This window comes from Acerihabitans sp. TG2 (genome assembly GCF_035013185.1).
Lineage (GTDB): Bacteria > Pseudomonadota > Gammaproteobacteria > Enterobacterales > Enterobacteriaceae > Acerihabitans.
In genome coordinates, this window is sequence record NZ_JAYGJO010000007.1 from 135,688 (window position 1) to 161,854 (window position 26,167).

The 26,167-nt window shown below is 53.2% G+C and carries 19 protein-coding genes; 15 read left to right on the top strand and 4 right to left on the bottom strand.

Translation table 11 applies throughout. The features are described from left to right. Window positions 1–42 precede the first annotated feature (42 nt). The gene (focA, locus tag SJI19_RS08820) at window positions 43–900 is read right to left on the bottom strand and encodes a formate transporter FocA (RefSeq protein WP_323477879.1); all 858 of its coding nucleotides are present in this window, start codon (window positions 898–900) and stop codon (window positions 43–45) included. 489 nt (window positions 901–1,389) lie between these two features. Next, window positions 1,390–3,156, bottom strand: a complete 1,767-nt coding sequence (gene ycaO / locus SJI19_RS08825; RefSeq protein WP_323477880.1) for a 30S ribosomal protein S12 methylthiotransferase accessory factor YcaO — start codon at window positions 3,154–3,156, stop codon at window positions 1,390–1,392. 556 nt (window positions 3,157–3,712) lie between these two features. Between ycaO and serC the strand changes: the two genes are divergently transcribed. From serC to ihfB, 5 genes are all read left to right on the top strand, one after another. Continuing rightward, a complete protein-coding gene (gene serC / locus SJI19_RS08830; protein ID WP_323477881.1) occupies window positions 3,713–4,798 on the top strand; it encodes a 3-phosphoserine/phosphohydroxythreonine transaminase in 1,086 nt (361 codons plus the stop codon). A 107-nt stretch (window positions 4,799–4,905) separates the two neighbouring features. After that, window positions 4,906–6,189, top strand: coding sequence for a 3-phosphoshikimate 1-carboxyvinyltransferase (aroA, locus tag SJI19_RS08835; protein ID WP_323477942.1), 1,284 nt, complete (start codon window positions 4,906–4,908; stop codon window positions 6,187–6,189). Window positions 6,190–6,418: 229 nt separating this feature from the next. Further along, the gene (gene cmk, locus SJI19_RS08840; protein ID WP_323477882.1) at window positions 6,419–7,102 is read left to right on the top strand and encodes a (d)CMP kinase; all 684 of its coding nucleotides are present in this window, start codon (window positions 6,419–6,421) and stop codon (window positions 7,100–7,102) included. Window positions 7,103–7,220: 118 nt separating this feature from the next. Further along, window positions 7,221–8,903 carry a 30S ribosomal protein S1 gene (rpsA, locus tag SJI19_RS08845; RefSeq protein WP_323477883.1) on the top strand — a complete coding sequence of 561 codons (1,683 nt, stop codon included), beginning with the start codon at window positions 7,221–7,223 and terminating at the stop codon, window positions 8,901–8,903. 91 nt (window positions 8,904–8,994) lie between these two features. Continuing rightward, window positions 8,995–9,282, top strand: coding sequence for an integration host factor subunit beta (ihfB, locus tag SJI19_RS08850; RefSeq protein WP_323477884.1), 288 nt, complete (start codon window positions 8,995–8,997; stop codon window positions 9,280–9,282). A 185-nt stretch (window positions 9,283–9,467) separates the two neighbouring features. Here ihfB and SJI19_RS08855 read toward each other — a convergent pair whose 3' ends face one another. Next, on the bottom strand, window positions 9,468–9,899 hold the full coding sequence (locus tag SJI19_RS08855; protein WP_323477885.1) for a Shiga toxin A subunit: 432 nt from the start codon (window positions 9,897–9,899) through the stop codon (window positions 9,468–9,470). Window positions 9,900–10,331: 432 nt separating this feature from the next. On the opposite strand from SJI19_RS08855, the gene SJI19_RS08860 reads away from it, so the two are divergent. The 6 genes from SJI19_RS08860 (at window position 10,332) to SJI19_RS08885 (ending at window position 17,749) form a co-directional block, all read left to right on the top strand. After that, window positions 10,332–12,605 (top strand): ComEC family protein, encoded by a 2,274-nt coding sequence (locus tag SJI19_RS08860; protein WP_323477886.1) that lies wholly within the window; start codon window positions 10,332–10,334, stop codon window positions 12,603–12,605. Window positions 12,606–12,641: 36 nt separating this feature from the next. Then, window positions 12,642–14,393 carry a lipid A ABC transporter ATP-binding protein/permease MsbA gene (gene msbA, locus SJI19_RS08865; protein ID WP_323477887.1) on the top strand — a complete coding sequence of 584 codons (1,752 nt, stop codon included), beginning with the start codon at window positions 12,642–12,644 and terminating at the stop codon, window positions 14,391–14,393. Next, entirely contained in the window at window positions 14,386–15,375 is a 990-nt protein-coding gene (gene lpxK / locus SJI19_RS08870) for a tetraacyldisaccharide 4'-kinase (RefSeq protein ID WP_323477888.1), read from the top strand. The genes msbA and lpxK overlap by 8 nt, the downstream gene beginning before the upstream one ends. A 441-nt stretch (window positions 15,376–15,816) precedes the next feature. Further along, window positions 15,817–15,999, top strand: a complete 183-nt coding sequence (locus SJI19_RS08875; protein ID WP_162365646.1) for a Trm112 family protein — start codon at window positions 15,817–15,819, stop codon at window positions 15,997–15,999. Beyond that, window positions 15,996–16,748: a 3-deoxy-manno-octulosonate cytidylyltransferase gene (gene kdsB / locus SJI19_RS08880; RefSeq protein ID WP_323477889.1), complete on the top strand. Its 753-nt coding sequence runs from the start codon at window positions 15,996–15,998 to the stop codon at window positions 16,746–16,748. The genes SJI19_RS08875 and kdsB overlap by 4 nt, the downstream gene beginning before the upstream one ends. 107 nt (window positions 16,749–16,855) lie before the next feature. Continuing rightward, window positions 16,856–17,749, top strand: coding sequence for a YcbJ family phosphotransferase (locus tag SJI19_RS08885; protein ID WP_323477890.1), 894 nt, complete (start codon window positions 16,856–16,858; stop codon window positions 17,747–17,749). Window positions 17,750–17,756: 7 nt separating this feature from the next. On the opposite strand, the gene elyC is transcribed toward SJI19_RS08885, so the two are convergent. Beyond that, the gene (gene elyC / locus SJI19_RS08890; RefSeq protein ID WP_323477891.1) at window positions 17,757–18,530 is read right to left on the bottom strand and encodes an envelope biogenesis factor ElyC; all 774 of its coding nucleotides are present in this window, start codon (window positions 18,528–18,530) and stop codon (window positions 17,757–17,759) included. Window positions 18,531–18,685: 155 nt separating this feature from the next. Here elyC and cmoM point away from each other — a divergent pair, with 155 nt between their 5' ends. Genes cmoM through mukB form a run of 4 tightly spaced genes read left to right on the top strand, consistent with a single transcriptional unit; the run spans window position 18,686 to window position 25,956 of the window. Then, entirely contained in the window at window positions 18,686–19,471 is a 786-nt protein-coding gene (gene cmoM, locus SJI19_RS08895) for a tRNA uridine 5-oxyacetic acid(34) methyltransferase CmoM (protein WP_323477892.1), read from the top strand. After that, window positions 19,468–20,790, top strand: coding sequence for a chromosome partition protein MukF (mukF, locus tag SJI19_RS08900; protein WP_323477893.1), 1,323 nt, complete (start codon window positions 19,468–19,470; stop codon window positions 20,788–20,790). The genes cmoM and mukF overlap by 4 nt, the downstream gene beginning before the upstream one ends. Next, a complete protein-coding gene (gene mukE / locus SJI19_RS08905) occupies window positions 20,771–21,502 on the top strand; it encodes a chromosome partition protein MukE (RefSeq protein WP_323477894.1) in 732 nt (243 codons plus the stop codon). Before mukF ends, mukE begins: the two co-directional genes overlap by 20 nt. Then, window positions 21,499–25,956, top strand: coding sequence for a chromosome partition protein MukB (gene mukB / locus SJI19_RS08910; protein ID WP_323477895.1), 4,458 nt, complete (start codon window positions 21,499–21,501; stop codon window positions 25,954–25,956). The genes mukE and mukB overlap by 4 nt, the downstream gene beginning before the upstream one ends. The last annotated feature ends 211 nt before the right edge of the window (window positions 25,957–26,167 follow it).

The following is a 26,167-nucleotide window of genomic DNA, read 5'->3' on the forward strand; positions in this document are numbered from 1 at the left end:
TGGATTTCTTGAAACCCGGCTTTACGGGCGGAGAGCAACAAATTAATGCCGGTTCCCCCCGCGCAGATAAATTACCCAATATGTCAATCCTACCAGTAACCCTCCACCAATAATGTTGCCGATCGTAACCGGTATCAAATTATCGATAATAAAGTTGCCCACGGTAAGATGTGAGAATTGCTCCGGCGCCATGCCAATGGCTTGCCAAAATTCCGGCGCCGCGAAGTCTTTGATGATAATACCTAACGGAATCATAAACATGTTGGCAATACTATGCTCGAAACCACTGGCCACAAACATTGCCACTGGCAAGATCATGGCAAACATTTTGTCGGTCAGGCTACGGCCGGAATAACTCATCCACACCGCCAGGCATACCATCAAATTCGCCAGGATGCCTAAACATACGGCTTCGACAAAAGTATGGTGCATCTTATGGTCAGCGGTCTGCAGTACATTCAGACCCCAGGCGCCATTGGCCACCATATGCTCACCAGAGAACCAAATCAGTGCAACAAACAGGAGCGCGCCAACCAGGTTGCCCAGATAGACATTAATCCAGTTGCGGATTAACTGCCCCCAGGTAATGCGCCCACTGGCCTTGGCGACAATAATCAGCACCGTCGAGGTAAACAGATCGGCACCACAAACCACCACCAGCATTAAACCAAGAGAGAAACAGATCCCACCGATAAGCTTGGAAATGCCATAAGGCATGCTGCCGGCACCGGTGGTTGCTGTGATATAAAAAGCGAAGGCTATGGAAATAAACACGCCTGCAGTAATCGCCAAAAAAAACGTTTTAGAAGGTTGCTTGGTGGCTTTGTAGACTCCAGCCTCTTCGGCAATGTCGGCCATGGCATCCGGTAATTTTAGATCAAAGGGATTGTCAGCCTTCACACATACACTCTCGTCGGATTAATTATCGAGTTAATTCTAACAAACGAGTATAGAGCAAAAATTGACATAGATCATAATGGCCCAAAGTTAATAGGGGCGTGGTGGGTAAAAAAAAACCTAAATTAATACTAATCAATTGATTTATAAATAAAAAATAAATTTTAAATATTACACAAAGATTTGAATATGACATTTTTTGTACATTTTAAGCCGTTACTAAATAACCCAATATGTGGCTTTTTTGTTTCAAAATGGCGATTAATTTTTTTTATTTTACTTTTGTGAAACAATAAACCACAGCCGAAAACGTTTCAATCAACGTTATTTTACCTCAGCTGTTTTAACCGGAATACAGGTCATTCTGATCTATAACCAATAGGTGTTAATGTGCACCAAGGCGATAAGTACTACCGATTGAGCCTAATGTCAAAGTTGTGTCCCGCAAACCACCGCCAGCGCCGCTGACAGGTGTTGCGGGACACCATCATGTTAGGCGTTGCGCTGCCAGTAGCGGCGCTTGGCCTCCTGCAGCTTCTCGTAAGCCGCCAGCAGCGCACGATGCGCAGGCAGGGCCAGCAGGTCGCTGTCAATATCAAACAGACCATCAAAACAGTTCTCGCCGTTGAGCGCCGCCAGCGCCCGCGCCAGAGTATCCTCGCCATACATGCGGCTAAAGGCTGCGTGGTACTGGCGTGGATCGCGGTGCTGCTCTTGGGACAACTGTAGCAGTGTTTGCAAACAACGGTAAAAGGTCTCCCGTTGTGGGGAAAAAACCGAGATATTGAAATCCCGGGTCCACTCGGCCCACAGCAGCGCTTGCTCAAGATCGCCGCCCGCCAGTGCCAGCATCACCTTCAGTTCGCCCACCCGCAGGGTGTACCAACCGTTGTTTTTGCCGGTCGCCAGGCCGAGTAGTTCCCGCACGCGGGTAAAATCATCCAATCCCTCATCGTCCAATTGTTCAATCAGCGCCAGGTAGCGCGCCTTGGGCCAATGGCTGCCGGGTAGACTGGTAATGGTATCGCGCAGATGAATGGCCATGGCATTGTTGGCCATCAGCAAATCTTCCACTGGATAAATGTCCGACATGCCGGGCACCAAAATTCGGCAGCCATATACGCCAAGATGCTCATAATCTGCAATATAAACCGGCGCGTCCTGCTGCTGGAATATGGCCATCAGCGTGGTGAACTCCTCGGCGGTGCCGCCACTGAAATCCCAATCCACAAAGGCATAATCGGCGTCTTGTTTGAACAGATCCCAGGAAATCAAGCCGCTTGAGTCGATGAAGTGGGTTTCCAGATTGGTTTGCTCGGCCACTTCATCTTCATCAAAGGTAGGTGGCGTGAAAACATCCAGATCTTTAAGCTCCCGGCCCTGTAACAGTTCAGTCACCGTGCGTTCCAACGCCACCCCAAAATCCGGATGGGCACCGAAAGAGGCAAAACAGGTCCCATTGTCTGGATTGAAAAGCACGACACAAATCACGGGGTAAACACCACCCAAGGAGGCGTCATAGGCAAAAATCGGAAACCCCTCGGCTTCCAGACGGCCGATCGCCTCGACCACACCAGGATAACGTGACAGGACGCTGGACGGGATAGCCGGCAGACTGATGGATTCGGCGATAATACGGTTTTTAATATGGCGTTCGAACACTTCTGAAAGCGCCTGCACCCTGGCTTCATTGGCTGTATTACCCGCTGACATGCCGTTGGATACATAGAGATTACCGATAATATTCATCGGGATATAAACCGTCTGGCCATCTGACATGCGGACAAAGGGCAGGGCACAGATGCCGCGCGCGGCGTTGGAGGACTGCATATCCACCAGCATGCCGGCGGTCAACTCCTGGTCCGGATCGTAAAACGTGCGCAATGCCTCATCAAGGATGCCATCGGGCAGGCGGTCATCCGTGGGCAGGGCAAACCACTTTTCGTTCGGATAATGGACAAACTCGCCATTGGCGATAGTCGTGCCGAGATAAAAATCCGCAAAAAAATAGTTGGTGGATAAACGCTCGAAATATTCACCCAATGCCGAGGCCAATGCAGCCTGTTTACTGGCGCCTTTGCCATTGCTAAAACACAAAGGACAGTCACGATCGCGAATATGCACTGACCAGACATGGGGAACCGGATTGAGCCATGAGGCCTCTTCTATAGTAAAACCTAAATCGCCGAGCCGCTGGTAGAAACGAGCGATCGTATCCTCCAGCGCGGCGTCTTTGCCGGGTATAAATGTTTGTGACATGCAGGTTCTCTTCTTATTGTCTTGAAGGCTGTATAATACGGTGTTTTCTCGCACGGCTCCATGTATTCTCACGTGCGCAGCCGCGCAATAGACAACCATTGCCGACTCCCTCGCGGTTTGGCGTTGTCACCATGTGAGAGGGAATATTGCGTAACATACGCAATAACCATTGCGAGGCCCGAAGGTGAGTGATAAAAACAGTATATCCTTCATACTTCACGTTGCAGGTGTTGGCTGTTCTCGCTCACCCCAGTCACTTACCAGTGTAAGTGACTGGGGATTGATGAATTTCATCCCTGAGGTTCACCTTTGAGCCAGCGCAAGCGCGGTTCAAATTCGTTCCAAACTGATTTGTCATTGCGTTGGCACCTTCCTGCAACTGGACGTATTTAGGGTATAGCGCATTTAAATGCCCAATCGCTTTCAACTTGCCCGAAGGTGGCACGCGAGAACCCTGAGCTTACTGAGTGGTTGAGGTGAATGAGCGTTGCTAACGTAACGGTTATTTGGATGATGGCGGGTATACACTAATTTTTTGGCCAAGTGGTGAGGGGAAATGAATCAGGTGTTTAATTTTAGCGCCGGTCCGGCGATGATTCCGGCGGAAGTTTTGCGCCGCGCGGAACAGGAATTAAGAAACTGGCGTGGATTGGGTATGTCGGTGATGGAAATCAGCCACCGCAGTAAAGAATTTATCGAGATGGCCAATGAATCCGAGCAGGATCTGCGTGATCTGCTTAAAATCCCAGATAATTACAAGGTTTTGTTCAGCCAAGGTGGTGCCCGTGCACAGTTCGCCGCTGTGCCGCTGAATCTGCTGGGTGTGAACGGCAGCGCCGATTACATTGATGGTGGCTATTGGGCACATTGCGCGATTGACGAAGCGCGCAAATATTGCGACCCGCGGGTTATTGATGTCAAAACGCGAGTAAATGGTCAACGTGGGATCCTGCCTATGAAGGAATGGGCGCTTTCATCCGATAGCACCTATGTGCATTACTGCCCGAATGAAACCATCGATGGCTTGGCCATTGACGAACTGCCGGACTTTGGCGACAAAGTGGTAGTGGCTGATTTTTCCTCGACCATCCTCTCCCGTCCGCTGGACGTCAGCCGTTTCGGCGTGATTTACGCTGGTGCGCAAAAAAATATCGGCCCGGCCGGCCTGACGCTGGTGATTGTGCGTGATGACCTGCTCGGCAACGCGCGTCGCGAGCTGCCATCGGCGCTGGATTATCAGGTGTTGGCGAAAAACGATTCCATGTTCAATACCCCACCGACGTTTGCCTGGTATCTCTCCGGCCTGGTGTTTACGTGGTTAAAAGAACAGGGTGGACTGGTGGAGATTGATAAACGCAACCAAGCCAAGGCGCAGACGTTGTATCAGTATATTGACCAAAGCGGCTTTTATCGCAACGATGTGGCATCGGCCAACCGTTCGCGCATGAACATCCCGTTTTTACTGGCGGACGCCGCCCTGGATAAATTATTCCTTGAAGAATCCCTCGCCGCAGGTCTGCACGCCCTGAAAGGCCATCGGGTCGTCGGCGGTATGCGGGCTTCGCTGTATAACGCCATGCCGCTGGCCGGGGTAGAGGCGCTGGTTGACTTTATGTCCGGGTTTGTCAAACGTCACGGCTGATTTCCCCCCGGTCAAGGTGACGTATGACCGGAATACCTTTTTTCACCGCCCCGGCCCAGTGGTCGTGGTCGGTGAGGTTTTATTTGTTGGAGAACGTGTTTTACATGCTGGAATCCCTGACCCTACAACCGGTTGCACATATCGACGGTACCCTCAATCTCCCTGGTTCGAAAAGCGTATCGAATCGGGCACTGCTGCTGGCGGCCCTGGCCCGTGGCACCACGCGTCTGACCAACCTGCTCGACAGCGACGATGTCCGGCATATGCTGGATGCACTTGGCGCGCTCGGTGTGGTTTACCGACTGAGCGCCGATCGCCGAGGCTGTGAAATCGACGGGCTGGGCCACAGCCTGACGGCGCCGGTTCCCCTTACGTTGTTCCTCGGCAATGCCGGCACCGCAATGCGCCCCCTTGCTGCAGTTCTGTGTTTGGGCCAGCATGACGTTCAGCTTACCGGCGAACCGCGAATGAAAGAGCGGCCCATCGGCCATTTAGTGGATGCGCTGCGCCAGGGTGGGGCGAAAATTGACTATATCGAGCAGGAAAATTACCCGCCGCTGCGCCTGCGCGGCGGCTTTCGTGGCGGCGATATTACCGTTGATGGCAGCGTGTCCAGCCAGTTTTTGACCGCTTTGCTGATGACCGCACCGCTGGCTGCCGAAGATACCGTCATCCGGATCAAGGGCGATCTGGTGTCCAAGCCGTATATTGATATCACCCTGGCGCTGATGAAAACCTTCGGTATCGAGGTGCATAATGAGGACTACCGCAGTTTTCAGGTACAAGGCCGGCAGGAATACCGTTCGCCAGGCGACTATTTAGTGGAAGGAGATGCGTCATCCGCCTCCTATTTTCTGGCGGCCGCCGCCATCAAGGGTGGCACGGTCCGCGTGACGGGTATCGGCAAAAACAGCGTGCAGGGCGATATTCGTTTTGCCGATGTATTGGCGCAAATGGGTGCGGTGATCCGCTGGGGCGACGACTTTATAGAATGCACTCGCGGGGAATTGCATGGGGTGGATATGGATATGAACCATATCCCGGACGCCGCCATGACGATTGCCACAACCGCGCTGTTTGCCCGTGGTGTCACCACCTTGCGTAATATCTATAATTGGCGAGTTAAGGAAACCGACCGACTGGCGGCAATGGCGGCAGAATTACGTAAGGTGGGCGCGGTGGTTGAAGAAGGGCAAGACTATATTGTCATCACGCCGCCGGCGCGGTTGCACTCCGCGCGCATCGACACCTATAACGATCACCGTATGGCCATGTGTTTTTCGTTGGTGGCATTGTCCGATACCCCGGTAACCATCCTCGATCCCAAATGTACCAATAAAACCTTTCCGGATTATTTCCAGCAGTTGGCCGCCATGAGTACCCTGGCCTAATCAGCGTTGTGAATGTGTCCCCAGCCCGGCGAATACCCCCTACGCCGGGTTGGGTAACCAGAACACTGACCGGCTACTCTGTTGTCATTGCCTGGAAATATCCTAAATTTTGCTACCGTTCCTGGGTTCCTGGCACCTAAGGTTAACCTTTGCGACCCATGATGCGTATAATGTACCGCGACACTTAAGATGCATTCGAACAAAAAATCACCGCTGAGAGGAGAATATAATGGCAGCTGTAGTCCCAGTGATCACCATCGATGGACCGAGCGGTGCGGGGAAAGGTACGCTGTGTAAAGCCTTGGCGGAAACGTTGGGGTGGCATTTGCTTGATTCCGGTGCTATTTATCGCGTGTTGGCGTTGGCGGCCTTGCATCATCAGGTGGATATCAACGCCGAGGAGGCGCTGGTGCCGCTGGCCGCGAATCTCGATGTTTGTTTTAAGGTAAAAGCCGGTGAGTTGGAAATCGTCCTTGAGGGTGAGGATGTCAGCAACGAAATCCGCAATGAGAACGTGGGTAATACCGCCTCGAAAATTGCCGCTTTTCCGCGGGTGCGTGAGGCGCTATTGCGCCGGCAACGCGCGTTTCGCGAGGCCCCAGGCCTTATCGCCGACGGGCGAGACATGGGGACGGTGGTGTTTGTCGACGCACCGGTAAAGATTTTTCTCGATGCTTCTTCGGAAGAAAGAGCCCATCGCCGCATGCGGCAGTTGCAGGAAAAGGGCTTTAGTGTTAACTTTGAACGCCTTTTATCTGAGATAAAAGAAAGGGACGAGCGCGACAGAAGCCGCACAGTGGCACCTTTGGTTCCTGCACCGGATGCTCTGGTACTGGATTCCACTCGCATGACTATTGATGAAGTGATAGCCGAGGCGTTGGTGCATTCTAGGCGTATTTTGGCGTTGTCGTAGCCTTAGATACCATAACCCCTAACCCCTTTGCAAGGATCAGCAAGGGGGCGTGTAAAACAACCCCATCGAGCAGGATGCCGGATGGACGTTAATCAAAAACACCTGAAGATTATCAAATATGACAGAATCTTTTGCTCAACTCTTTGAAGAATCCCTGAAAGAAATCGAAACCCGTCCCGGTTCCATTGTTCGCGGTACCGTTGTTTCCATCGATAAGGATGTCGTACTGGTTGACGCCGGTCTGAAGTCCGAATCCGCTATTCCCATTGAGCAGTTTAAAAATGCTCAGGGCGAACTGGAAATCAAGGTTGGCGATCAGGTTGACGTTGCTCTTGATGCAGTGGAAGACGGTTTCGGTGAGACGCTGTTGTCTCGCGAAAAAGCCAAGCGTCATGAAGCCTGGTTGATGCTGGAAAAAGCCTATGAAGAAGCCGCGACTGTTACCGGCATCATCAATGGTAAAGTGAAGGGCGGTTTCACCGTCGAACTGAACGGCATCCGTGCGTTCCTGCCAGGTTCACTGGTAGACGTGCGTCCGGTACGCGATACCCTGCATCTGGAAGGCAAAGAGCTTGAGTTTAAAGTGATCAAGCTGGACCAGAAGCGTAACAACGTCGTGGTTTCTCGCCGCGCGGTTATCGAGTCCGAAAATAGTGCTGAACGCGACCAACTGCTGGAAAATCTGCAGGAAGGCATGGAAGTTAAGGGTATCGTCAAGAACCTTACCGACTACGGCGCGTTTGTTGACCTGGGTGGCGTGGATGGCTTGCTGCATATCACCGACATGGCCTGGAAGCGTGTTAAGCATCCGAGCGAAATCGTGAATGTTGGCGACGAAATCACCGTTAAGGTACTGAAATTCGATCGTGAACGTACCCGTGTTTCTCTCGGCTTGAAACAGCTTGGCGAAGATCCTTGGGTTGCTATCGCGAAACGTTATCCGGAAAGCACTCGCCTGACCGGACGTGTTACCAACCTGACTGACTACGGCTGCTTCGTTGAAATCGAAGAAGGCGTTGAAGGCCTGGTGCACGTTTCAGAAATGGATTGGACCAACAAAAACATCCATCCGTCCAAGGTTGTTAACGTGGGTGATGTGGTTGAAGTCATGGTTCTGGATATCGACGAAGAACGTCGCCGTATCTCCCTGGGTCTGAAACAATGCAAATCCAACCCGTGGCAGCTGTTCGCCGAAACCCATAACAAGGGTGATCGCGTTGAAGGCAAGATCAAGTCAATCACTGACTTCGGTATCTTCATCGGTCTGGAAGGCGGCATTGACGGTCTGGTTCATCTGTCCGATATCTCCTGGAATGTAGCCGGCGAAGAAGCCGTGCGCGAATACAAGAAAGGCGACGAAATTGCGGCCGTAGTTCTGCAGGTTGATGCAGAGCGCGAACGTATTTCACTGGGCGTGAAACAACTGGCTGAAGATCCGTTTAATAACTATCTGTCTTTGAACAAGAAAGGCACGATTGTTACCGGTAAAGTCACTGCAGTGGACGCAAAAGGTGCTACAGTTGAATTAGCTGGCGGCGTTGAAGGCTACCTGCGTGCTTCCGAAGCTTCCCGTGACCGCATTGAAGATGCTACTCTGGTTCTGAATGTTGGCGATGATGTTGAAGCTAAATTCACCGGCGTTGATCGCAAAAATCGTGTTGTCAGCCTGTCCGTTCGTGCCAAGGATGAAGCTGATGAGAAAGATGCTATCGCCACTGTGAACAGCACCAACAAGCAGGAAGATACCAGCAACTTCTCCAGCGCAATGGCTGAAGCGTTCAAAGCAGCTAAAGGCGAATAATAATGGTGGAGCGGATAATTACCCGCTCCTGGACGGTAGCTAAGCTAGTTGCATACTTGCCTTTGGCGAGGTATGCAAACTTGGAGGATTTATGACCAAGTCTGAACTTATTGAAAGACTTGCTGGCCAGCACGCTCACATCCCGGCGAAAGTCGTGGAAGATGCCGTGAAAGAGATGCTCGAACATATGGCGACAACCCTTGCCAGTGGTGAGCGCATCGAAATTCGTGGTTTCGGCAGCTTTTCGCTTCACTACCGTGCACCGCGTGTCGGACGTAACCCTAAAACCGGCGATAAAGTTGAACTGGAAGGCAAATATGTCCCCCATTTCAAACCCGGCAAAGAGCTGCGTGACCGCGCCAATATTTACAGCGTATAACGCTGCGTTTTTTTAAACGCAACCGCGTTATCGTTAGTCGCATAAAAAGGCACCTTTGGGTGCCTTTTCAGCTTGCTGAAGCACCCCATGTTTTTCGTGGGGTTCTCTTTTTTAGCGGCCGAATGTCGCGATCGCGTTCTGCTTTCTCTGAAGCCCTGAAGGTTTTTTGATAACATCATTAGCGTTTAGAACTCGCGGGATAGCGTCAAATATCCATTAAAACGTACTGAACATTCATCGTTATTCAGTAAGCTGTAAGCGATGAAAACATCGCGCCTACTCTTCCCGTCTGTAAAGGTGTATTTCGCCGTAATGTTTTTTGCTCCGTTTGTATAATAGCTTTCGAAAAAGTCCTCTTTCTTGAGCGTAATCCCGGTTTGCATTTCACTATCTGTGGTCGCTAACTGCTCGGCGAATACTTCAGACACCGGTGTTATTGCCAGAATGTCGACCGAAGCGTGTTTCTCTTGCAGCGACCCAGCATCGATATGCAGATCGCGCACTACAGCGGCTGTTAACGCTACATACATCGATGCCCCGACCTTTGCGCAACCAGCACTATCAGCCCATGACAGTCCCGGAGCGACAGCAAGGCATAACACACACAATCTTTTCATGCGTTATTCCACCGTCAGATCGTGATCGCCACTGGCGGCAACGCAATAATACCACGTGTTTTTGTACGATAGTTAAACAACAACCTGAAATGCAGGGTAAGTACATCGTATTACATGCACTTTATTTAATGAGTAAATACAGGGTATTTTTAATTAAGGTGGCAACTAAAATCATGCATAAAAATTGCACTTGAAACGAAAATCGATGCCTCCGGGGGCCTTTTTTATGTCTAAAGGGGGTTCGGCGCATCCGGATTTGCAAGGCGGGTTCTACTTTTCTCTAAGATAATGTACGCGGTAGAAAAGGCTTGCTACGCCCGATGCAAGTCACTTGCAGGACACTAGCATCAGGTCGAAAGCGGGGTAATATCGGCTGCCTGTGCCTCAACAGGATGCTTGCCTTATGCCTACACCTAATCTCGTGCAGTGCCGATGCCGCTATCATTAAGCCAGCTCGCGCTGGCGGTCATTATTGGCATTATGCCGTTAATCTGGTTGCCTGAATTGCCGTCTGACGTTTTGCGTTGTGGCATCGCCGCCGCTGCTTGGCTACTGATTGGGATTCGCCTACCGGGATGTCGTTTGGCGGCACTAGCGCTAGCCGCTTTCACCTGGGGATGTTTTGGCGCCGCACAGTTATTAACTCAAGCAACGCAGCTATCTCAGCCCCGGCTGGTGGTGCGGGCGCAGATCGTCAGTCTCTACCATGCCGATCATGCCCGATCCGGTGCGGTCATCAAGCTGACCTCCGCCGGGGGGCAGCGGATTTTCCCGCCGGTATATGCCGCAGTAACCTGGGCCAAACTTCCTGAGCCCTGGTGCGCCGGCCAGCAATGGCAAATGATCGTAAAGCTGCGCCCACAGCACAGCCGGTTAAACCAAGGCGGCTTCGATAGCCAGCGTTGGGCGGTGGCTAACCATCAACCCCTCGTGGGAAGGGTGATTAAAGCCAGAGCCATCGATGCGCGCTGCGGGCTGCGCCAGCGGTTAATTGATCATAGCCGCCAGCAATTCCACGGCTTGCGTTGGCCATCAATTCTTATGGCGCTGGCGTTTGGCGACAGTAAAACCATGCCGGAGGACATTCGCCTGGTGCTCCAGCAAACCGGTACCGCCCATTTAATGGCTATCTCAGGCCTGCACATTTCCCTGGCGGCGCTGTTTGGCTGGCTGGTGGCGCGTGGTGGGCAGTTTTTTCTGCCAATGGGGTGGATTTCACCGGCGCTGCCGTTGATGGTGAGCTGGCTGACCGCCGCGGGTTATGTTTGGTTGTCCGGTGCTAATTTCCCGGCCATGCGGGCGCTGGTGGCGCTGAGTCTATGGATAACGCTGCGTATGCGTGGCGTACGCTGTAGCCCGTGGCAGGTCTGGTTATGGTGCGTAGGGTTGATTCTCGCCAGCGATCCACTGGCTATTTTGTCCAGCAGTCTTTGGTTGTCCTGTCTGGCCGTGGCAGCGCTGATCTTCTGGTTCCAGTGGGCACCGCTGCCGGTGCGGTGCCAATCGGGCCTGCGCTGGGCATGGCTGCGTTGGCTGCATTTGCAGGTTGGCATGACCCTATTGTTGTTACCACTGCAGTGGGGCTTATTCCACGGCGCTAATCCTTGGTCATTGCCCGCCAACCTTTGGGCTGTCCCGTTGGTTTCATTTGTCACCACACCGCTGGTGCTATCCGCCGTCTGCCTGTCTTTTTGGCTCTCAGCCAGCCGACTGTTGTGGTCATTGGCCGATGGATCGCTAACCTGGGTCTTCAAGCCCCTGCCGTGGTTACGAGATGGATGGGTTGAACTCACCGACGCCGGTATCCTGTTAAGTTTGTGCGGCTGGCTGGCGGTGATCGTGTGGCGCTTCGGCTGGTGGCGCACCTACCGGATGAATCTGGTGGCCATTGTTTTATTGTTTATGGCGCAGCGGGAAAGGGTTGATATACCGCGCTGGCGTCTGGATATGCTGGATGTTGGACACGGGCTGGCGATCGCCATTGAACGCAACGGCAAGGCATTGTTATACGATACCGGTGCAGGCTGGCGTGGCGGCGATATCGGCAAGGCGGAGATTGTGCCGTATCTCAAATGGCGCGGGCTGACGCCAGAGGCGATCATGCTTAGCCACAGCCATCAGGATCATATCGGGGGTCTTAATACGCTCAAACGTCTCTATCCGGGGATCCCGGTGGCCAGCTCTTACCGTCGCCGCGACCATTTCCCCTGCGTGCGCGGGCGTAGCTGGCGCTGGCAGGGTTTGCACTTTAGCGTGCTGTGGCCGCCGTCGCAGGTGAAAAAAGCCGGTAATGATGACTCCTGTGTGGTGAAAATTAATGATGGCAGATTTAGCGTATTACTGACCGGCGATATCGAAGGGCCGTCCGAGCGAGCCTTAGTGAGTTCCGCACGCCTTAGCCTGCGAGCAGATATCTTGCAAGTGCCTCACCATGGCAGCAAAACATCCTCCACCCGCGCATTTTTAACGGCGGTCAGCCCCAGAGCCGCGCTGGCATCGGCGGCGCGGTTCAGTCCATGGCGCTTACCTGCGCCCGTTGTCATGGCGCGCTATCAGCGTCATGGCATCCCTTGGTACGATACTGCGCATTCTGGTCAACTGAGCGTGCGCTTTTATCGTGATAAATGGGTGATAAAAGGGTATCGAGAACAAATAATGCCGCGATGGTACCACCAGTGGTTTGGCGTCCCGGCCGATAATGGGTAGAATGGTCGGCTATTTAGACTTCGCCTGGTTAACTGAATGCTCAATGATAAAGATCTCTCCACCTGGCAGACATTCCGTCGCTTATGGCCGATGATCTCTCCTTTTAAAACGGGGCTGATCGTAGCGGCCACTGCGTTGGTCCTTAACGCTGCCAGCGACACCCTGATGCTGTCATTGTTAAAACCGCTGCTGGATGAGGGTTTTGGTAAAACTAACACCAGTATTTTGGTCTGGATGCCGCTGGCGGTTATCGGGCTGATGATGGTGCGGGGCGTGACCAGTTTTGTTTCCAGCTATTGTGTATCGTGGGTGTCGGGTAAAGTGGTTATGCATATGCGTAGGCGGTTGTTTAGCCATATGATGGCCATGCCGGTATCGTTTTTTGACCAGCAGTCTACGGGCACGCTATTGTCACGTATTACTTATGATTCTGAACAGGTGGCCTCCTCGTCGTCCGGCGCGTTGATCACGGTGATCCGTGAAACAGCCTCGATCATCGGCCTGTTTATCATGATGTTTTATTACAGTTGGCAGCTTTCTCTGATTCTGGTGGTCATTGCCCCCATCGTGTCCATCGCCATTCGCCTCGTCTCGAAACGTTTTCGCAGTATCAGCAAAAATATGCAAAACACCATGGGGCAGGTGACCACTAGCGCCGAACAAATGCTGAAAGGCCACAAGGAAGTCTTGATTTTTGGTGGCCAAAAAGTGGAAAACGAACGCTTTAACCACGTGAGCAATCGCATGCGCCAACAGGGCATGAAGATGGTTTCCGCTTCATCAGTGTCAGATCCGGTGATTCAGTTTATCGCATCGCTGGCACTGGCTTTTGTTCTGTATGCCGCCAGTTTTCCGAGTGTCATGCAAAACCTGACTGCCGGTACCATCACAGTGGTGTTCTCCTCCATGATTGCTTTGATGCGCCCGTTAAAATCGCTGACCAATGTTAATGCCCAGTTTCAACGTGGTATGGCTGCGTGCCAAACGCTGTTTACCATTTTGGATATGGAACGGGAAAAAGACGAGGGTACGCTGGTCATTGATCGTGCACGTGGCGATGTGGAATTCCGCGATGTGACTTTTTTCTATCCAGGCAGCGAGATCCCATCGCTACGGAATATCAGTCTGGTCATTCCGGCGGGTAAAACGGTGGCGTTGGTCGGGCGATCCGGTTCCGGCAAGTCTACTATTGCCAACCTGCTGACTCGATTTTACGACGTACAGCAGGGGGCGGTGCTGCTTGATGGTCACGATCTGCGTGAATATGAACTGGCCTCCTTGCGTAACCAGGTGGCGCTGGTATCGCAAAATGTCCATTTATTTAATGACACCATTGCTAACAACATCGCCTACGCCCGCCAAGACCAATTTTCTCGCGAGCAAGTAGAGCACGCAGCCCGTATGGCTTTTGCCATGGATTTTATTGATAAAATGGAGCAGGGGCTTGATACGGTCATCGGCGAGAACGGCGTATTGCTCTCCGGTGGGCAGCGTCAGCGCATCGCCATTGCACGAGCCCTGTTGCGCGATTGCCCGCTGTTGATTCTTGACGAGGCCACGTCGGCATTGGACACAGAATCTGAGCGTGCCATTCAACAGGCATTGGACGCGTTGCAGAAAAACCGTACCTCACTGGTGATTGCCCATCGGCTATCCACCATCGAAAAAGCGGATGAAATACTGGTCGTCGAAGATGGCCGTATCGTGGAACGCGGAGCGCACGATATTTTATTGGCGCACAAAGGTGCCTACGCCCAGTTGCACCGGTTACAATTCGGTAATGATTAATCGCATCTGGTTTGGCGGCTCGCGGTGGTATTGGCTGCTGCTGCCGTTTTCCTGGCTGTACGGTCTGATAAGCGGGCTGATCAAACTCGGTTTTCGCCTGGGATGGCGTAACGTTCGTCATTTTCCGGTAGCGGTAGTGGTTGTGGGTAATCTTACCGTCGGTGGCAATGGCAAAACCCCGGTGGTGTTGTGGCTGGTTGAACAACTGCAACGGCGTGGCTGGCGGGTAGGGGTAGTGTCCAGAGGTTACGGTGGGCGTTCAGATCATTATCCACTGCTGCTGGACACCACTACCACCACAGGGCAGGCGGGGGATGAACCGGTGCTGATTTTTCAGCGCACTGGCGCCGCTGTTGCCGTGTCACCGCGTCGAGCCGACGCGGTGGCGGCATTGCTCGCGCACCAACCGTTGGATGTGATCATCACCGATGATGGTTTGCAGCATTATGCATTGGGCCGGGATATTGAATGGGTCGTGGTGGATGGTTTACGGCGTTTCGGCAATGGTTGGTGGTTGCCCGCAGGGCCCATGCGCGAGCGTGCGGGCCGTCTGCGCAGTGTTGATGCGGTGATCGTCAACGGCGGCACGGCATTGCCGGACGAGGTGCTGATGCAATTACTTCCTGGCGACGCGGTAAACGTGCTGAGTGGACAAACCTGCCCGGTGACCGAATTACCCGCAGTGGTCGCGATGGCGGGAATTGGCTACCCTGCGCGTTTTTTTGCCACACTGCGTGCGCTGGGGGTGAATGTTGAACGAGAGGTGTCTTTTGCTGATCATCAATCCTATGGCCTGGATCGGTTGGTGGTCTTGACCACGACTCACCAGACATTGCTAATGACCGAAAAGGATGCGGTCAAGTGCCGTGATTTTGCCCAGCCTAACTGGTGGTATTTACCGGTAAATGCGCAGCTACCACCAGACGCTATACCATGGCTATTAGCGTCTATTGAACACAAAATTCACCACTATAACCAATAGTGTTAGTGGGGTTGCCAAGGCATGTGCGGCAATCATCCGCAAAGGGCGATTCCGCGCCACTACCAACTAACCACACCGATTAACCACGGCTTGCCAAAAAACAATCGGCCCGGACATCAATGATGGCCGGGCCGAGAGAACGATGATTTTTTGTGGCTTAGCGGCTAAAATTAGCAAACAAAGCAACTATTTTATTGAATGTTTTCATGGCAGGTTTGTCTCTTAATTATCAAAAGTGTGATGTAGCTCACAAAAAATATTACGCTCTTCGAATTTAGAGATCAACACTATTTTGCAGAAATGTTAATAAAAATCGCAACCCGGTGCCACCGCCGTGCTGCGGTGATGCTACTGGTACATCGGAACCATTCCCGCCCATCGCTGCATTATGCTATTCTCTCGGCCAAAGACGCATCGCTGGATGTGTAAGTCGGAGGAATTATGGATCATCGTTTATTGGAAATCGTGGCGTGCCCAGTTTGTAACGGTAAGCTGTATTTTAATAAAGAAAAGCAGGAACTCATCTGTAAATCGGATGCCCTGGCGTATCCGGTGCGTGATGGCATTCCGGTATTATTGGAAAGTGAGGCGCGTGCTCTGACCCTTGATGAGACTAACCAATGAGTTTTATCGCAATCATTCCGGCACGGTATGCTTCCAGCCGTTTGCCTGGTAAACCCCTGGCGGATATTAATGGTAAACCCATGGTGGTGCATGTGATGGAGCGGGCCCAGGAATCCGGCGCGGATCGGGTCATTGTTGCCACTGATCATGACGGTGTGGTGGATGCGGTGCGCCAGGCGGGGGGGGAGGTGTGCATGACCCGTGCCGACCATCACTCCGGCACTGAACGCCTGGCGGAAGTGATTGAACGTTATCAGTTCACTGACAGCCAGATCATCGTCAACATCCAGGGGGATGAACCCTTAATTCCACCGGTGATTGTTCGTCAAGTGGCCGATAATCTGGCGCACTGCGAGGCCGGCATGGCGACCCTGGCGGTGCCGATCACCACAGCGGAAGAAGCGTTTAATCCTAATGCTGTTAAAGTTGTCATGGATTCTCGCGGTTTTGCACTTTATTTTTCCCGCGCGGCCATCCCTTGGGATCGTGAACGCTTCGCGTTATCCCGTGACACTATTGGCGACACGTTTTTGCGCCATATCGGCATTTACGCTTACCGCGCCGGTTTCATCCGCCGTTATGTGCAATGGCAGCCCAGCCAGCTTGAGCAGATTGAAATGCTGGAGCAACTGCGAGTACTCTGGTATGGCGAAAAAATTCATGTTGCCGTCGCACGCCAAGTTCCGGGTATTGGTGTCGATACCCAGGAAGAACTGCAACGGGTGCGTGAACTGATGCAACGGCGCTAAATTTGCGCGGCTGATCCCCTCAAGATTGATCTGAAATCAAGAATTTTGCCGATGACGCCAGCATGATGACGGGCATATTCGCTTATTCACTAAAGGCCAGATCTGTTATGGAACGGTTGAAAGCAGAGTTAAGCGCAGTATTGGGAGAATCATTAAGCCGTCTCGAACGGATCAGCGAACAGCCTTATGCGCATCTTTATGCTATGTATGATAAAGAAGGTAACCCACTTTCATTGCTGGCGAAGAGCTATATTTGCCAAGGCATCGCCCAACAGGAAGCCTATAAGCTCTCCATGCTGGCTCGTGAGGGGGAAGTCAGATTGCCAACGGTGTTCGGGCTGGTGGTAAGCCAGCAGGCACCCTATAAAGAACTGCTATTGATGGAGCGCTTGCGCGGGGTCTCAGCGGAAGCCCCCACCCGTACCCCGCAGCGTTGGATATCACTTAAAGATCACATCGTCGACAGTATGTTGGCCTGGCACCGCATCGACAGCCATGGTTATGTGGGTACTGTGGACAGTACCCAGGAAAATACCTGGCCAAAATGGTACGCACAACGCGTCGACGTTATCTGGTCAACATTACTTAAAGTCTCGGCACCACGGCTAACCTATGAAGACCGTAATCTCCTGTTTCGCACCCGCCAAAGCCTTGACCGATTATTTGCCGATTTTCAGGACAATTGCGTTTTGGTTCACGGCAATCTGACCCTACGCAGCATGCTTAAAGATCCACGTAGCGACCAGCTCTTGGCCATGCTTAATCCTGGCCCCATGCTGTGGGCACCTCGTGAATATGACCTGTTTCGCCTGAGCGAGGAGGGCATGGATAACGATCTCCTGTTTCACTATTTGAGCAAAGCACCGGTGGCGGAAGCCTTTCTCTATCGGCGATGGGTGTATGGCATCTGGGAAGCGGCAGCGCGTTATATCCATACCGGTCTGCTGGATCGCACAGCCTTTGAATTGGCCGGCCGAGAACTGCAGCCATGGCTGGAATAGGCTGACTTCAATCACGGGTGGTGTTGCGGGTTAACCACTGCCAGGCGCTACCCAAGGTTTCATACCAAGCGCGATCGGCGTGCTCCAGCCACAGTGGGGATGGTAAGACCCGTTCCCAACTATTTAACGGGCTGGTGATCGCCATTTGATTGGCCGGTGCAGGCAGGGGGGAAAGTCCCTGCGCGGCAAAAAATACCATCGCTCTCGGCAGATGATTGGCCGAGGTTACCAATAAAAACGGCTGTTTGCCCACCAGGAGCTTAATACTGGCGGCTTCCTGACGTGTATCCCGAGGCTGGTCGAGCGTGATGATATCCGCTACTGGCACCCCTAGACTTTGCGCCACCAGAGACGCGGTTTGCGCATTACTGATCGGATTTTTACCCGCCGCTGCGCCGGTAAATACCAGTTTTGCCCCAGGATGATCTCGATAGAGACGAATGCCTTCGGCCACTCGCGGCAAACTATTATTAATCAGATTTGAACTGGGTGCCCATAGTGGGTTAAAGGTGTAGCCACCCCCCAAGACAACCACATAGGCGATCCCCTTCTGCTGTCCATGGTAGGTGGGATACACCGCTTCAAGTGGCGAAAGCAATCGGTCGGCCACCGGTTGCAGACTTAGCAGCAATAAACACCCCCAGCCGAGGCTGACCAAACTCTTTGCGGTCCGTTGCCAGCGGGTCAGCCATAACAATAATAATCCGACACCCATCAGTAAAATCAACAGCGGCAGCGGCATCAGTAGGCCACCAAGGATTTTTTTAAGGGTAAAAAGCATTAAAAAACACTCCAATTGGGTGAAATATGGTCAACCAGGCGCGATCCGGCACCCGAAGGATCCATTCTAGACTAGCCTGTGACAAAATAGTCTCTTGAAGGCGGGTTTTTGGCAAAACGCCCTTTTCGTCCGCTATGCCCGGAGCATCTATATTTATGCAGGACCGCAATTTTGACGATATTGCTGAAAAGTTTGCGCGCAATATTTATGGCACCACCAAAGGGCAAATTCGTCAAGCGGTAGTCTGGCAGGATTTGCAAACGCTACTCACCCGTTTGCCTGACCGCCCGTTGTATGTGCTTGATGCCGGCGGCGGTGAAGGCCGCATGGCGTGCCAATTGGCGGCGCTGGGGCATCAGGTGTTATTATGCGATCTGTCGGCTGGCATGATTGAGCGGGCGCAGCAAGCTGCGCAACTGCACGGTGTGAGCGCCAACATGCAATTTGTGCAAAGTGCCGCCCAGGACATTGCACCCCATTTGGAAAGACCGGCTGATCTGATATTGTTGCATGCGGTACTGGAATGGGTGGCCGAACCACACGATTTATTACGGGGACTGTATGATAGTCTGGCTCCGGGTGGTGCTCTGTCGCTTATGTTTTACAATAAGCACGGCCTGGTCATGAGAAATATGATTTTGGGCAACATCGACTTTGTGGCTGCCGGCATGCCAAAGCGCAAGAAGCGCTCGCTGATGCCAGAGCATCCATGTGATCCTGCCCAGGTGTTCGGCTGGTTGGCGGAGATGGGGATGACGGTAAGCGGCAAAAGCGGGGTCCGGGTGTTTCACGACTACCTGCAGAACAAACAGCAGCAACAGGATGATTTTCCTGCTTTATTGGCGATGGAACAGCGTTACTGCCGGCAGGAACCCTTTATCAGCATGGGGCGCTATATTCATGTCATGGCGCATAAGCCCTTTCTGAAGGATGAATTATGAGTGAATTTTCCCAGACTGTACCGGAACTGGTCGCCTGGGCCCGGAAAAATGACTTTTCATTGTCGCTGCCCATTGAGCGTCTGGCGTTTTTGTTGGCGATAGCCACTCTCAATAGCGAGCGCATGGACGGTGAAATGAGCGAGGGCGAACTGGTGGATGCGTTTCGCCACGTTAGCCAGGGTTTTGAACAGACCCATGAAACGGTGGCGATAAGGGCGAACAACGCCATTAATGACCTGGTACGCCAGCGCTTGCTCAACCGTTTTGTCAGTGAACTGGCGGATGGCAACGCCATCTATCGTCTGACGCCGCTGGGTATTGGCATCAGCGATTATTATATTCGCCAACGAGAATTTTCCACGCTGCGCCTGTCAGTGCAATTGTCCATCGTCGCCCAGGAGTTGCAACGGGCGGCGGAAGCCGCTGAAGAAGAGGGGGATGAGTTCCACTGGCACCGCAACGTGTTTGCCCCGCTAAAATACTCGGTGGCGGAGATTTTCGACAGTATTGATATGACTCAGCGCATCATGGATGGGCAGCAACAATCGGTAAAAGACGATATCGCGGCGCTGCTCAACCAGGACTGGCGTGCGGCTATTGCCAGCTGTGAGCTGTTATTGTCTGAAACCTCCGGCACCCTACGTGAATTGCAGGATACGCTGGAGGCGGCGGGGGATAAACTGCAGGCCAATCTGCTGCGTATTCAGGATGCTACGTTGGGACACCAGCATCTGACTTTTATCGACAAGTTGGTGTTTGACCTGCAAGCCAAACTGGATCGTATTACGAGTTGGGGCCAGCAGGCGATAGATTTATGGATAGGCTACGATCGCCACGTGCACCGTTTTATCCGTAACGCCATTGATATGGATCAAAACCGGGTATTCGCCCAGCGTCTGCGCCAATCGGTACAACATTATTTCGAACATCCCTGGGCTCTCACCTACGCTAATGCGGATCGTCTGCTGGATATGCGCGACGAAGAGCTGGCACTGCGTAGCGAGGAAGTCACCGGTGAACTGCCGCCGGATATGGAGTATGAAGAGTTCAGTGAAGTGCGCGAGCAACTGATGGCCATGATTGAAGAAGCGTTGGTGCATTACAAACAACAACAGTTGCCTCTTGATCTTGGCCAGGTGATGCGTGATTACCTGGTTCGTTTTCCACGCGCACGACAGTTTGACGTCGCGCGCATTTTAGTTGATCAGGCTGTACGCCTTGGCGTGGCCGGATCGGATTTTTCCGGATTGCCAGCACAATGGCAGGCAATCAACGATTACGGTGCTAAGGTACAGGCCCATGTCATCGACAAGTATTGAAGAAACCATGCCGCTTAAGCTGGCAAAGGCGTTGTTGAACCCTATTTTCCCGGCATTGGACAGTGCGCTGCGTTCCGGCCGGCATATCGGCGTGGAAGAGTTGGATAACCATGCGTTTATGATGGATTTCCAAGACGAACTCGACGGTTTTTATCGCCGCTACAATGTGGAGTTGATCAGGGCACCCGAGGGCTTTTTCTATCTACGACCGCGTTCCACTACGCTGATCCCGCGCTCGGTACTGTCCGAGCTGGATATGATGGTGGGCAAGATACTGTGCTATCTCTACCTCAGTCCCGAGCGTTTGGCCCATGAAGGTATTTTCACCCAGCAAGAACTGTATGACGAACTGCTCGGTCTGGCCGATGAAAATAAATTGTTAAAGCTGGTCAATCAACGTTCCACCGGCTCTGATCTGGACCGGCAAAAACTCCAGGAAAAAGTCAGAACCTCGCTCAATCGCCTGCGTCGGTTGGGTATGGTGTGGTTCATGGGGAGCGACGCCACCAAGTTTCGCATTACCGAAGCGGTATTCCGTTTCGGTGCTGATGTGCGTAGTGGGGATGACCCGCGCGACGCGCAGTTGCGCATGATTCGCGATGGCGAAGCCATGCCCATAGAGCAAACTTTATCGCTTAATGACGAACAGGATGACGACCATGGCAATCTCAACGCGAGATCGTCAGAAAGCGCCGAGGATGAACTGGCATGATAGAACGTGGTAAATTTCGCTCTTTAACCTTGGTTAACTGGAATGGGTTTTTTGCCCGCACCTTTGATCTGGATACCTTGGTCACCACCCTGTCCGGTGGTAATGGTGCGGGAAAGTCGACTGCCATGGCGGCCTTTATTACCGCACTGATTCCGGATTTGACGTTACTGCATTTCCGTAATACCACCGAAGCCGGCGCCACCAGTGGCTCCCGCGATAAGGGACTGCATGGCAAGCTGCGCGCCGGGGTATGTTATGCGGCGTTGGATGTGGTCAATTCCCGCCATCAGCGCGTGCTGGTCGGCGTGCGATTGCAACAAATCGCCGGGCGCGATCGTAAGGTAGATATCAAACCCTTTATGATCCAGGGCCTACCCATCGCCACACAACCGACGGAGATCCTCACCCAGATCGTGGGGGAACGCCAGGCTCGGGTGTTAAGCCTACAGGAGCTAAAAGAACGACTGGAAGAACACGAAGGCGTGCAGTTTAAAGTATTTAACTCGATTACTGATTACCACTCTTTGATGTTCGATCTGGGGGTGATTCCCAGGCGCCTGCGTTCAGCTGCCGATCGCAGCAAATATTACCGGCTAATCGAAGCGTCGTTGTACGGCGGTATCTCCAGTGCCATCACGCGCTCGCTACGCGACTATCTGCTGCCGGAAAATGGCGGCGTGCGCAAAGCCTTCCAGGACATGGAAGCCGCGCTGCGGGAAAACCGCATGACGCTGGAAGCCATCAGAGTCACCCAGTCTGATCGTGACCTGTTTAAACACCTCATTTGTGAAGCGACATCCTATGTGGCGGCTGACTATATGCGCCATGCCAACGAGCGGCGTGTTAATCTCGACCGGACATTGGTACTGCGCCGGGATCTGTTAGGTGGCCGCAAACAGCTAGGCGTTGAGCAGTATCGACATGTGGATATGGCCCGTGAACTGCTGGAAATTACCGCCAGTGAATCGGACCTGGAAACTGATTATCAAGCTGCCAGCGACCATTTGAACCTGGTGCAAACCGCCATGCGCCAGCAGGAAAAAATCACCCGCTACCATGATGATATCGACGAGTTGACCTTCCGACTCGAGGAACAAAACGAGGTAGTGGCCGAAGCCAGCGACATTCATCAGGACCACGAAGCGCGTGCCGAAGCCGCCGAGTTGGAAGTCGATGAGATCAAGAGCCAGTTAGCGGATTACCAGCAGGCGCTTGATGTACAGCAAACCCGAGCGATTCAATATCAGCAGGCGCTGCAGGCGCTCGAACGCGTACGCGAATTATGCGCCTTGCCCGAACTGTCCGCCGACGACGCCGAACAAGAATTGGCGCTATTCCAGGCCCGTGAACGGGAAAAGACCGATGTGTTGCTGGGGCTGGAGCAAAAGCTAAGCGTTGCCCAGGCAGCGCATAGCCAGTTTGAACAAGCCTACGGGCTGGTGGTGAAAATCGCAGGACCCGTCAGTCGCGCCGAGTCGTGGCAAACCGCTCGGGACCTGCTGCGCGACGCGGCCTCACAGCAGCATCAGGCCGATCGGCTACAGGCCCTGCGCAGCCAGCTCGACGAGCTGGAACAACGTCTGCGTGAGCAGCAGGAAGCACAGCGCTTGTTGGCTGAGTTCAATAAACGCGCCGGCACCGATTATCCGCCGGAACAGTTGGAAATAGCCCAGCAAGAGTTGGATGCTCGGGTCGATGCACTGTCGGTGACGGTCTCGGAGGCCGGCGAACGGCGTATGGGGCTGCGTCAGGATCTGGAACAACTGTTGCAGCGGCTGCAATTGCTGACGCAGCGCGCGCCAGCCTGGCTGGCGGCGCAGGATGCGTTAACCCTACTGGGCGAGCAGAGCGGCGAAATCTTGGAAAGCGGCTCCCAGGTTACCGAGGTGATGCAACAACTGCTGGAGCACGAGCGCGAAACGACCGTCGAACGTGACGAAGTGGCCGGCGCCAAACGCATCCTGGAGGAGCAAATCGAGCGATTGAGCCATCCGGGCGGCAGCGAAGACCTGAGGTTGGCTACGTTGGCGGAACGCTTCGGCGGCGTTTTGCTATCGGAAATCTACGATGATGTGACTTTCGACGACGCGCCTTATTTCTCCGCGTTATACGGCCCGTCGCGCCAAGCCATTGTGGTGCCGGATTTATCACGCATTCGCGATCAGCTAGATGGGTTGGATGAGTGCCCGGACGATCTTTATCTCATTGAGGGTGACCCCCAATCCTTCGATGACAGCGTGTTTGGTATTGAAGAATTAGAACGCGCGGTACTGGTTAAAGTAGCCGATCGTCAGTGGCGTTATTCCCGCTTCCCCGCCGTGCCGTTATTTGGTCGCGCAGCGCGCGAGAATCGTTTGGAGAGCCTCAACGCCGAGCGTGACGAACTGGCTGAGCGTTATGCCACGTTATCGTTCGACGTGCAGAAAATTCAGCGACTGCATCAGGCTTTTGGGCGTTTTGTCGGCACACATCTGGCCGTGGCTTTTGAAGACGACCCAGAGGCGGAAATTCGGCGTTTGACCAGCCGGCGCGGCGAGTTGGAGCGGCAACTGGCTGATTATGAAGGCCAGTCACAGCAGCACAAACAGCAATATGAGCAGGCACGGGAATCACTGGGCCTGCTTAACCGGCTGATACCGCGCATTTCCCTGTTAGGGGATGAGCAACTGGAAGACCGGCACGAGAGCGTACGGGCCGAGTGGGAAGACGCCCAGGATGCGGTGCGCTATTTGCAACAGCATCGTAGCGCGCTAAACCAGCTGGAACCCATGGTTGCGGTGCTGCAAAACGATCCGCAACAACATGAACAGCTGTTGGCGGATTATCAACAGGCACAGCAAGCGCAACGCCAGGCCAAGCAGCAGGCTTTCGCTCTGACCGAAGTCATCCAGCGGCGTGCCCATTTCAGTTACTCCGATTCCGCAGGAATGTTGACGGAAAACTCAGATCTCAATGACAAGCTGCGCCAGCGGCTTGAACAAGCGGAAACTGAGCGCAGCCGCGCGCGGGAGGCATTGCGCCAGCATCAGGCACAGCTTACGCAACTTAACCAGGTATTGGCTTCGCTCAAAAGCGCCTATGACGCCAAGCGCGACATGTACCAGGAACTGACTCAGGAGTTAAAGGATATCGGTGTGCAGGCCGATGCAAATGCTGAAGCGCGCGCTAAAGAACGGCGGGACCATCTGCACGCCGCCCTGGGACAAAATCGTACCCGTCGTAATCAGCTCGAAAAGCAACTGACACTGTGCGAAACGGAAATGGGCGCCCTGCGCAAGCAACTCAACAAGCTTGAGCGGGAATATTACCAGATGCGCGAGCAGGTGGTCACTGCAAAAGCCGGCTGGTGCGCCGTGATGCGCCTGGTCAGGGATAACGGCGTCGAACGCCGGCTACACCGGCGCGAACTGGCCTACATGGAAGCGGATGATTTACGTTCCATGTCCGACAAAGCACTGGGGGCGCTGCGCCTGGCCGTGGCCGACAATGAACATTTACGTGATGTGTTGCGGTTATCCGAAGATCCTAAGCGGCCAGAGCGTAAAATCCAGTTTTTTATCGCAGTCTATCAACATCTGCGTGAGCGTATTCGTCAGGACATCATTCGTACCGACGATCCGGTGGATGCTATCGAACAGATGGAAATTGAGCTGGGTCGGTTAACGGAAGAGCTGACCGCCCGCGAACAAAAACTGGCTATCAGTTCGCGCAGCGTAGCCAACATTATCCGCAAAACCATTCAGCGCGAGCAGAACCGTATTCGCATGTTGAATCAGGGACTGCAAACGGTTAGCTTCGGCCAGGTGAAAAGCGTGCGGCTCAATGTGAATGTGCGCGAAGCCCATGCAACCTTGCTGGACGTCTTGGGTGAACAGCAAGAGCAGCATCAGGATTTGTTTAGCAGCATACGTCTGACCTTCTCGGAAGCGCTCGCAAAATTATATCAACGGTTAAATCCGCAAATTGATATGGGCCAGCGTACACCGCAGACGATTGGCGAAGAACTGCTCGATTACCGTAATTACCTTGAAATGGAGGTTGAGGTCAATCGTGGTGCCGACGGTTGGCTGCGCGCCGAGAGTGGGGCGTTATCCACCGGTGAAGCCATTGGTACCGGTATGTCAATACTGGTGATGGTGGTGCAAAGCTGGGAAGATGAATCCAGCCGCTTGCGCGGTAAGGATATATCCCCCTGCCGCTTGTTGTTCCTTGACGAGGCGGCGCGGCTTGACGCCAAATCCATTGCCACGTTATTCGAGCTCTGTGACCGTTTACAAATGCAACTGATTATCGCCGCGCCGGAAAATATCAGTCCGGAGAAAGGCACCACCTATAAGCTAGTGCGTAAGGTATTCAATAATCAAGAACATGTGCATGTGGTGGGGTTGAGGGGATTTGGCACGGACGTGCCGGCGATTCCTGTGCCCGCTACCGCGTCGGAAACCATGGAATAGTCAGTCTGGATCAAGACCCTGTGGCAGGTGAGGAGAGCACCCCCCGCCACCGCCACAGGGTGTTGGCCTTTATTCCCGCAGTGTCGCTGTATACAAAATCTGCTTTACCTAGGCATCAGGATGCGAGGCGTTGGTTTATCCACTGATCTGCAGCCAGGTGGCGCGTAACGCTTCCCCCCTTCATCATGACGTAAAAACAACCTCTTACACA

What these genes read in the sequence shown, in the direction of transcription:
- mukB (WP_323477895.1), top strand. Translation starts at nt 21,499, where the DNA reads ATGATAGAACGTGGTAAATTTCGCTCTTTAACCTTGGTTAACTGGAAT.
- SJI19_RS08875 (WP_162365646.1), top strand. Translation starts at nt 15,817, where the DNA reads ATGGATCATCGTTTATTGGAAATCGTGGCGTGCCCAGTTTGTAACGGT.
- elyC (WP_323477891.1), bottom strand. Translation starts at nt 18,530, where the DNA reads ATGCTTTTTACCCTTAAAAAAATCCTTGGTGGCCTACTGATGCCGCTG.
- mukE (WP_323477894.1), top strand. Translation starts at nt 20,771, where the DNA reads ATGTCATCGACAAGTATTGAAGAAACCATGCCGCTTAAGCTGGCAAAG.
- cmk (WP_323477882.1), top strand. Translation starts at nt 6,419, where the DNA reads ATGGCAGCTGTAGTCCCAGTGATCACCATCGATGGACCGAGCGGTGCG.
- SJI19_RS08885 (WP_323477890.1), top strand. Translation starts at nt 16,856, where the DNA reads ATGGAACGGTTGAAAGCAGAGTTAAGCGCAGTATTGGGAGAATCATTA.
- kdsB (WP_323477889.1), top strand. Translation starts at nt 15,996, where the DNA reads ATGAGTTTTATCGCAATCATTCCGGCACGGTATGCTTCCAGCCGTTTG.
- msbA (WP_323477887.1), top strand. Translation starts at nt 12,642, where the DNA reads ATGCTCAATGATAAAGATCTCTCCACCTGGCAGACATTCCGTCGCTTA.
- cmoM (WP_323477892.1), top strand. Translation starts at nt 18,686, where the DNA reads ATGCAGGACCGCAATTTTGACGATATTGCTGAAAAGTTTGCGCGCAAT.
- SJI19_RS08855 (WP_323477885.1), bottom strand. Translation starts at nt 9,899, where the DNA reads ATGAAAAGATTGTGTGTGTTATGCCTTGCTGTCGCTCCGGGACTGTCA.
- ycaO (WP_323477880.1), bottom strand. Translation starts at nt 3,156, where the DNA reads ATGTCACAAACATTTATACCCGGCAAAGACGCCGCGCTGGAGGATACG.
- serC (WP_323477881.1), top strand. Translation starts at nt 3,713, where the DNA reads ATGAATCAGGTGTTTAATTTTAGCGCCGGTCCGGCGATGATTCCGGCG.
- lpxK (WP_323477888.1), top strand. Translation starts at nt 14,386, where the DNA reads ATGATTAATCGCATCTGGTTTGGCGGCTCGCGGTGGTATTGGCTGCTG.
- rpsA (WP_323477883.1), top strand. Translation starts at nt 7,221, where the DNA reads ATGACAGAATCTTTTGCTCAACTCTTTGAAGAATCCCTGAAAGAAATC.
- mukF (WP_323477893.1), top strand. Translation starts at nt 19,468, where the DNA reads ATGAGTGAATTTTCCCAGACTGTACCGGAACTGGTCGCCTGGGCCCGG.
- ihfB (WP_323477884.1), top strand. Translation starts at nt 8,995, where the DNA reads ATGACCAAGTCTGAACTTATTGAAAGACTTGCTGGCCAGCACGCTCAC.
- SJI19_RS08860 (WP_323477886.1), top strand. Translation starts at nt 10,332, where the DNA reads ATGCCGCTATCATTAAGCCAGCTCGCGCTGGCGGTCATTATTGGCATT.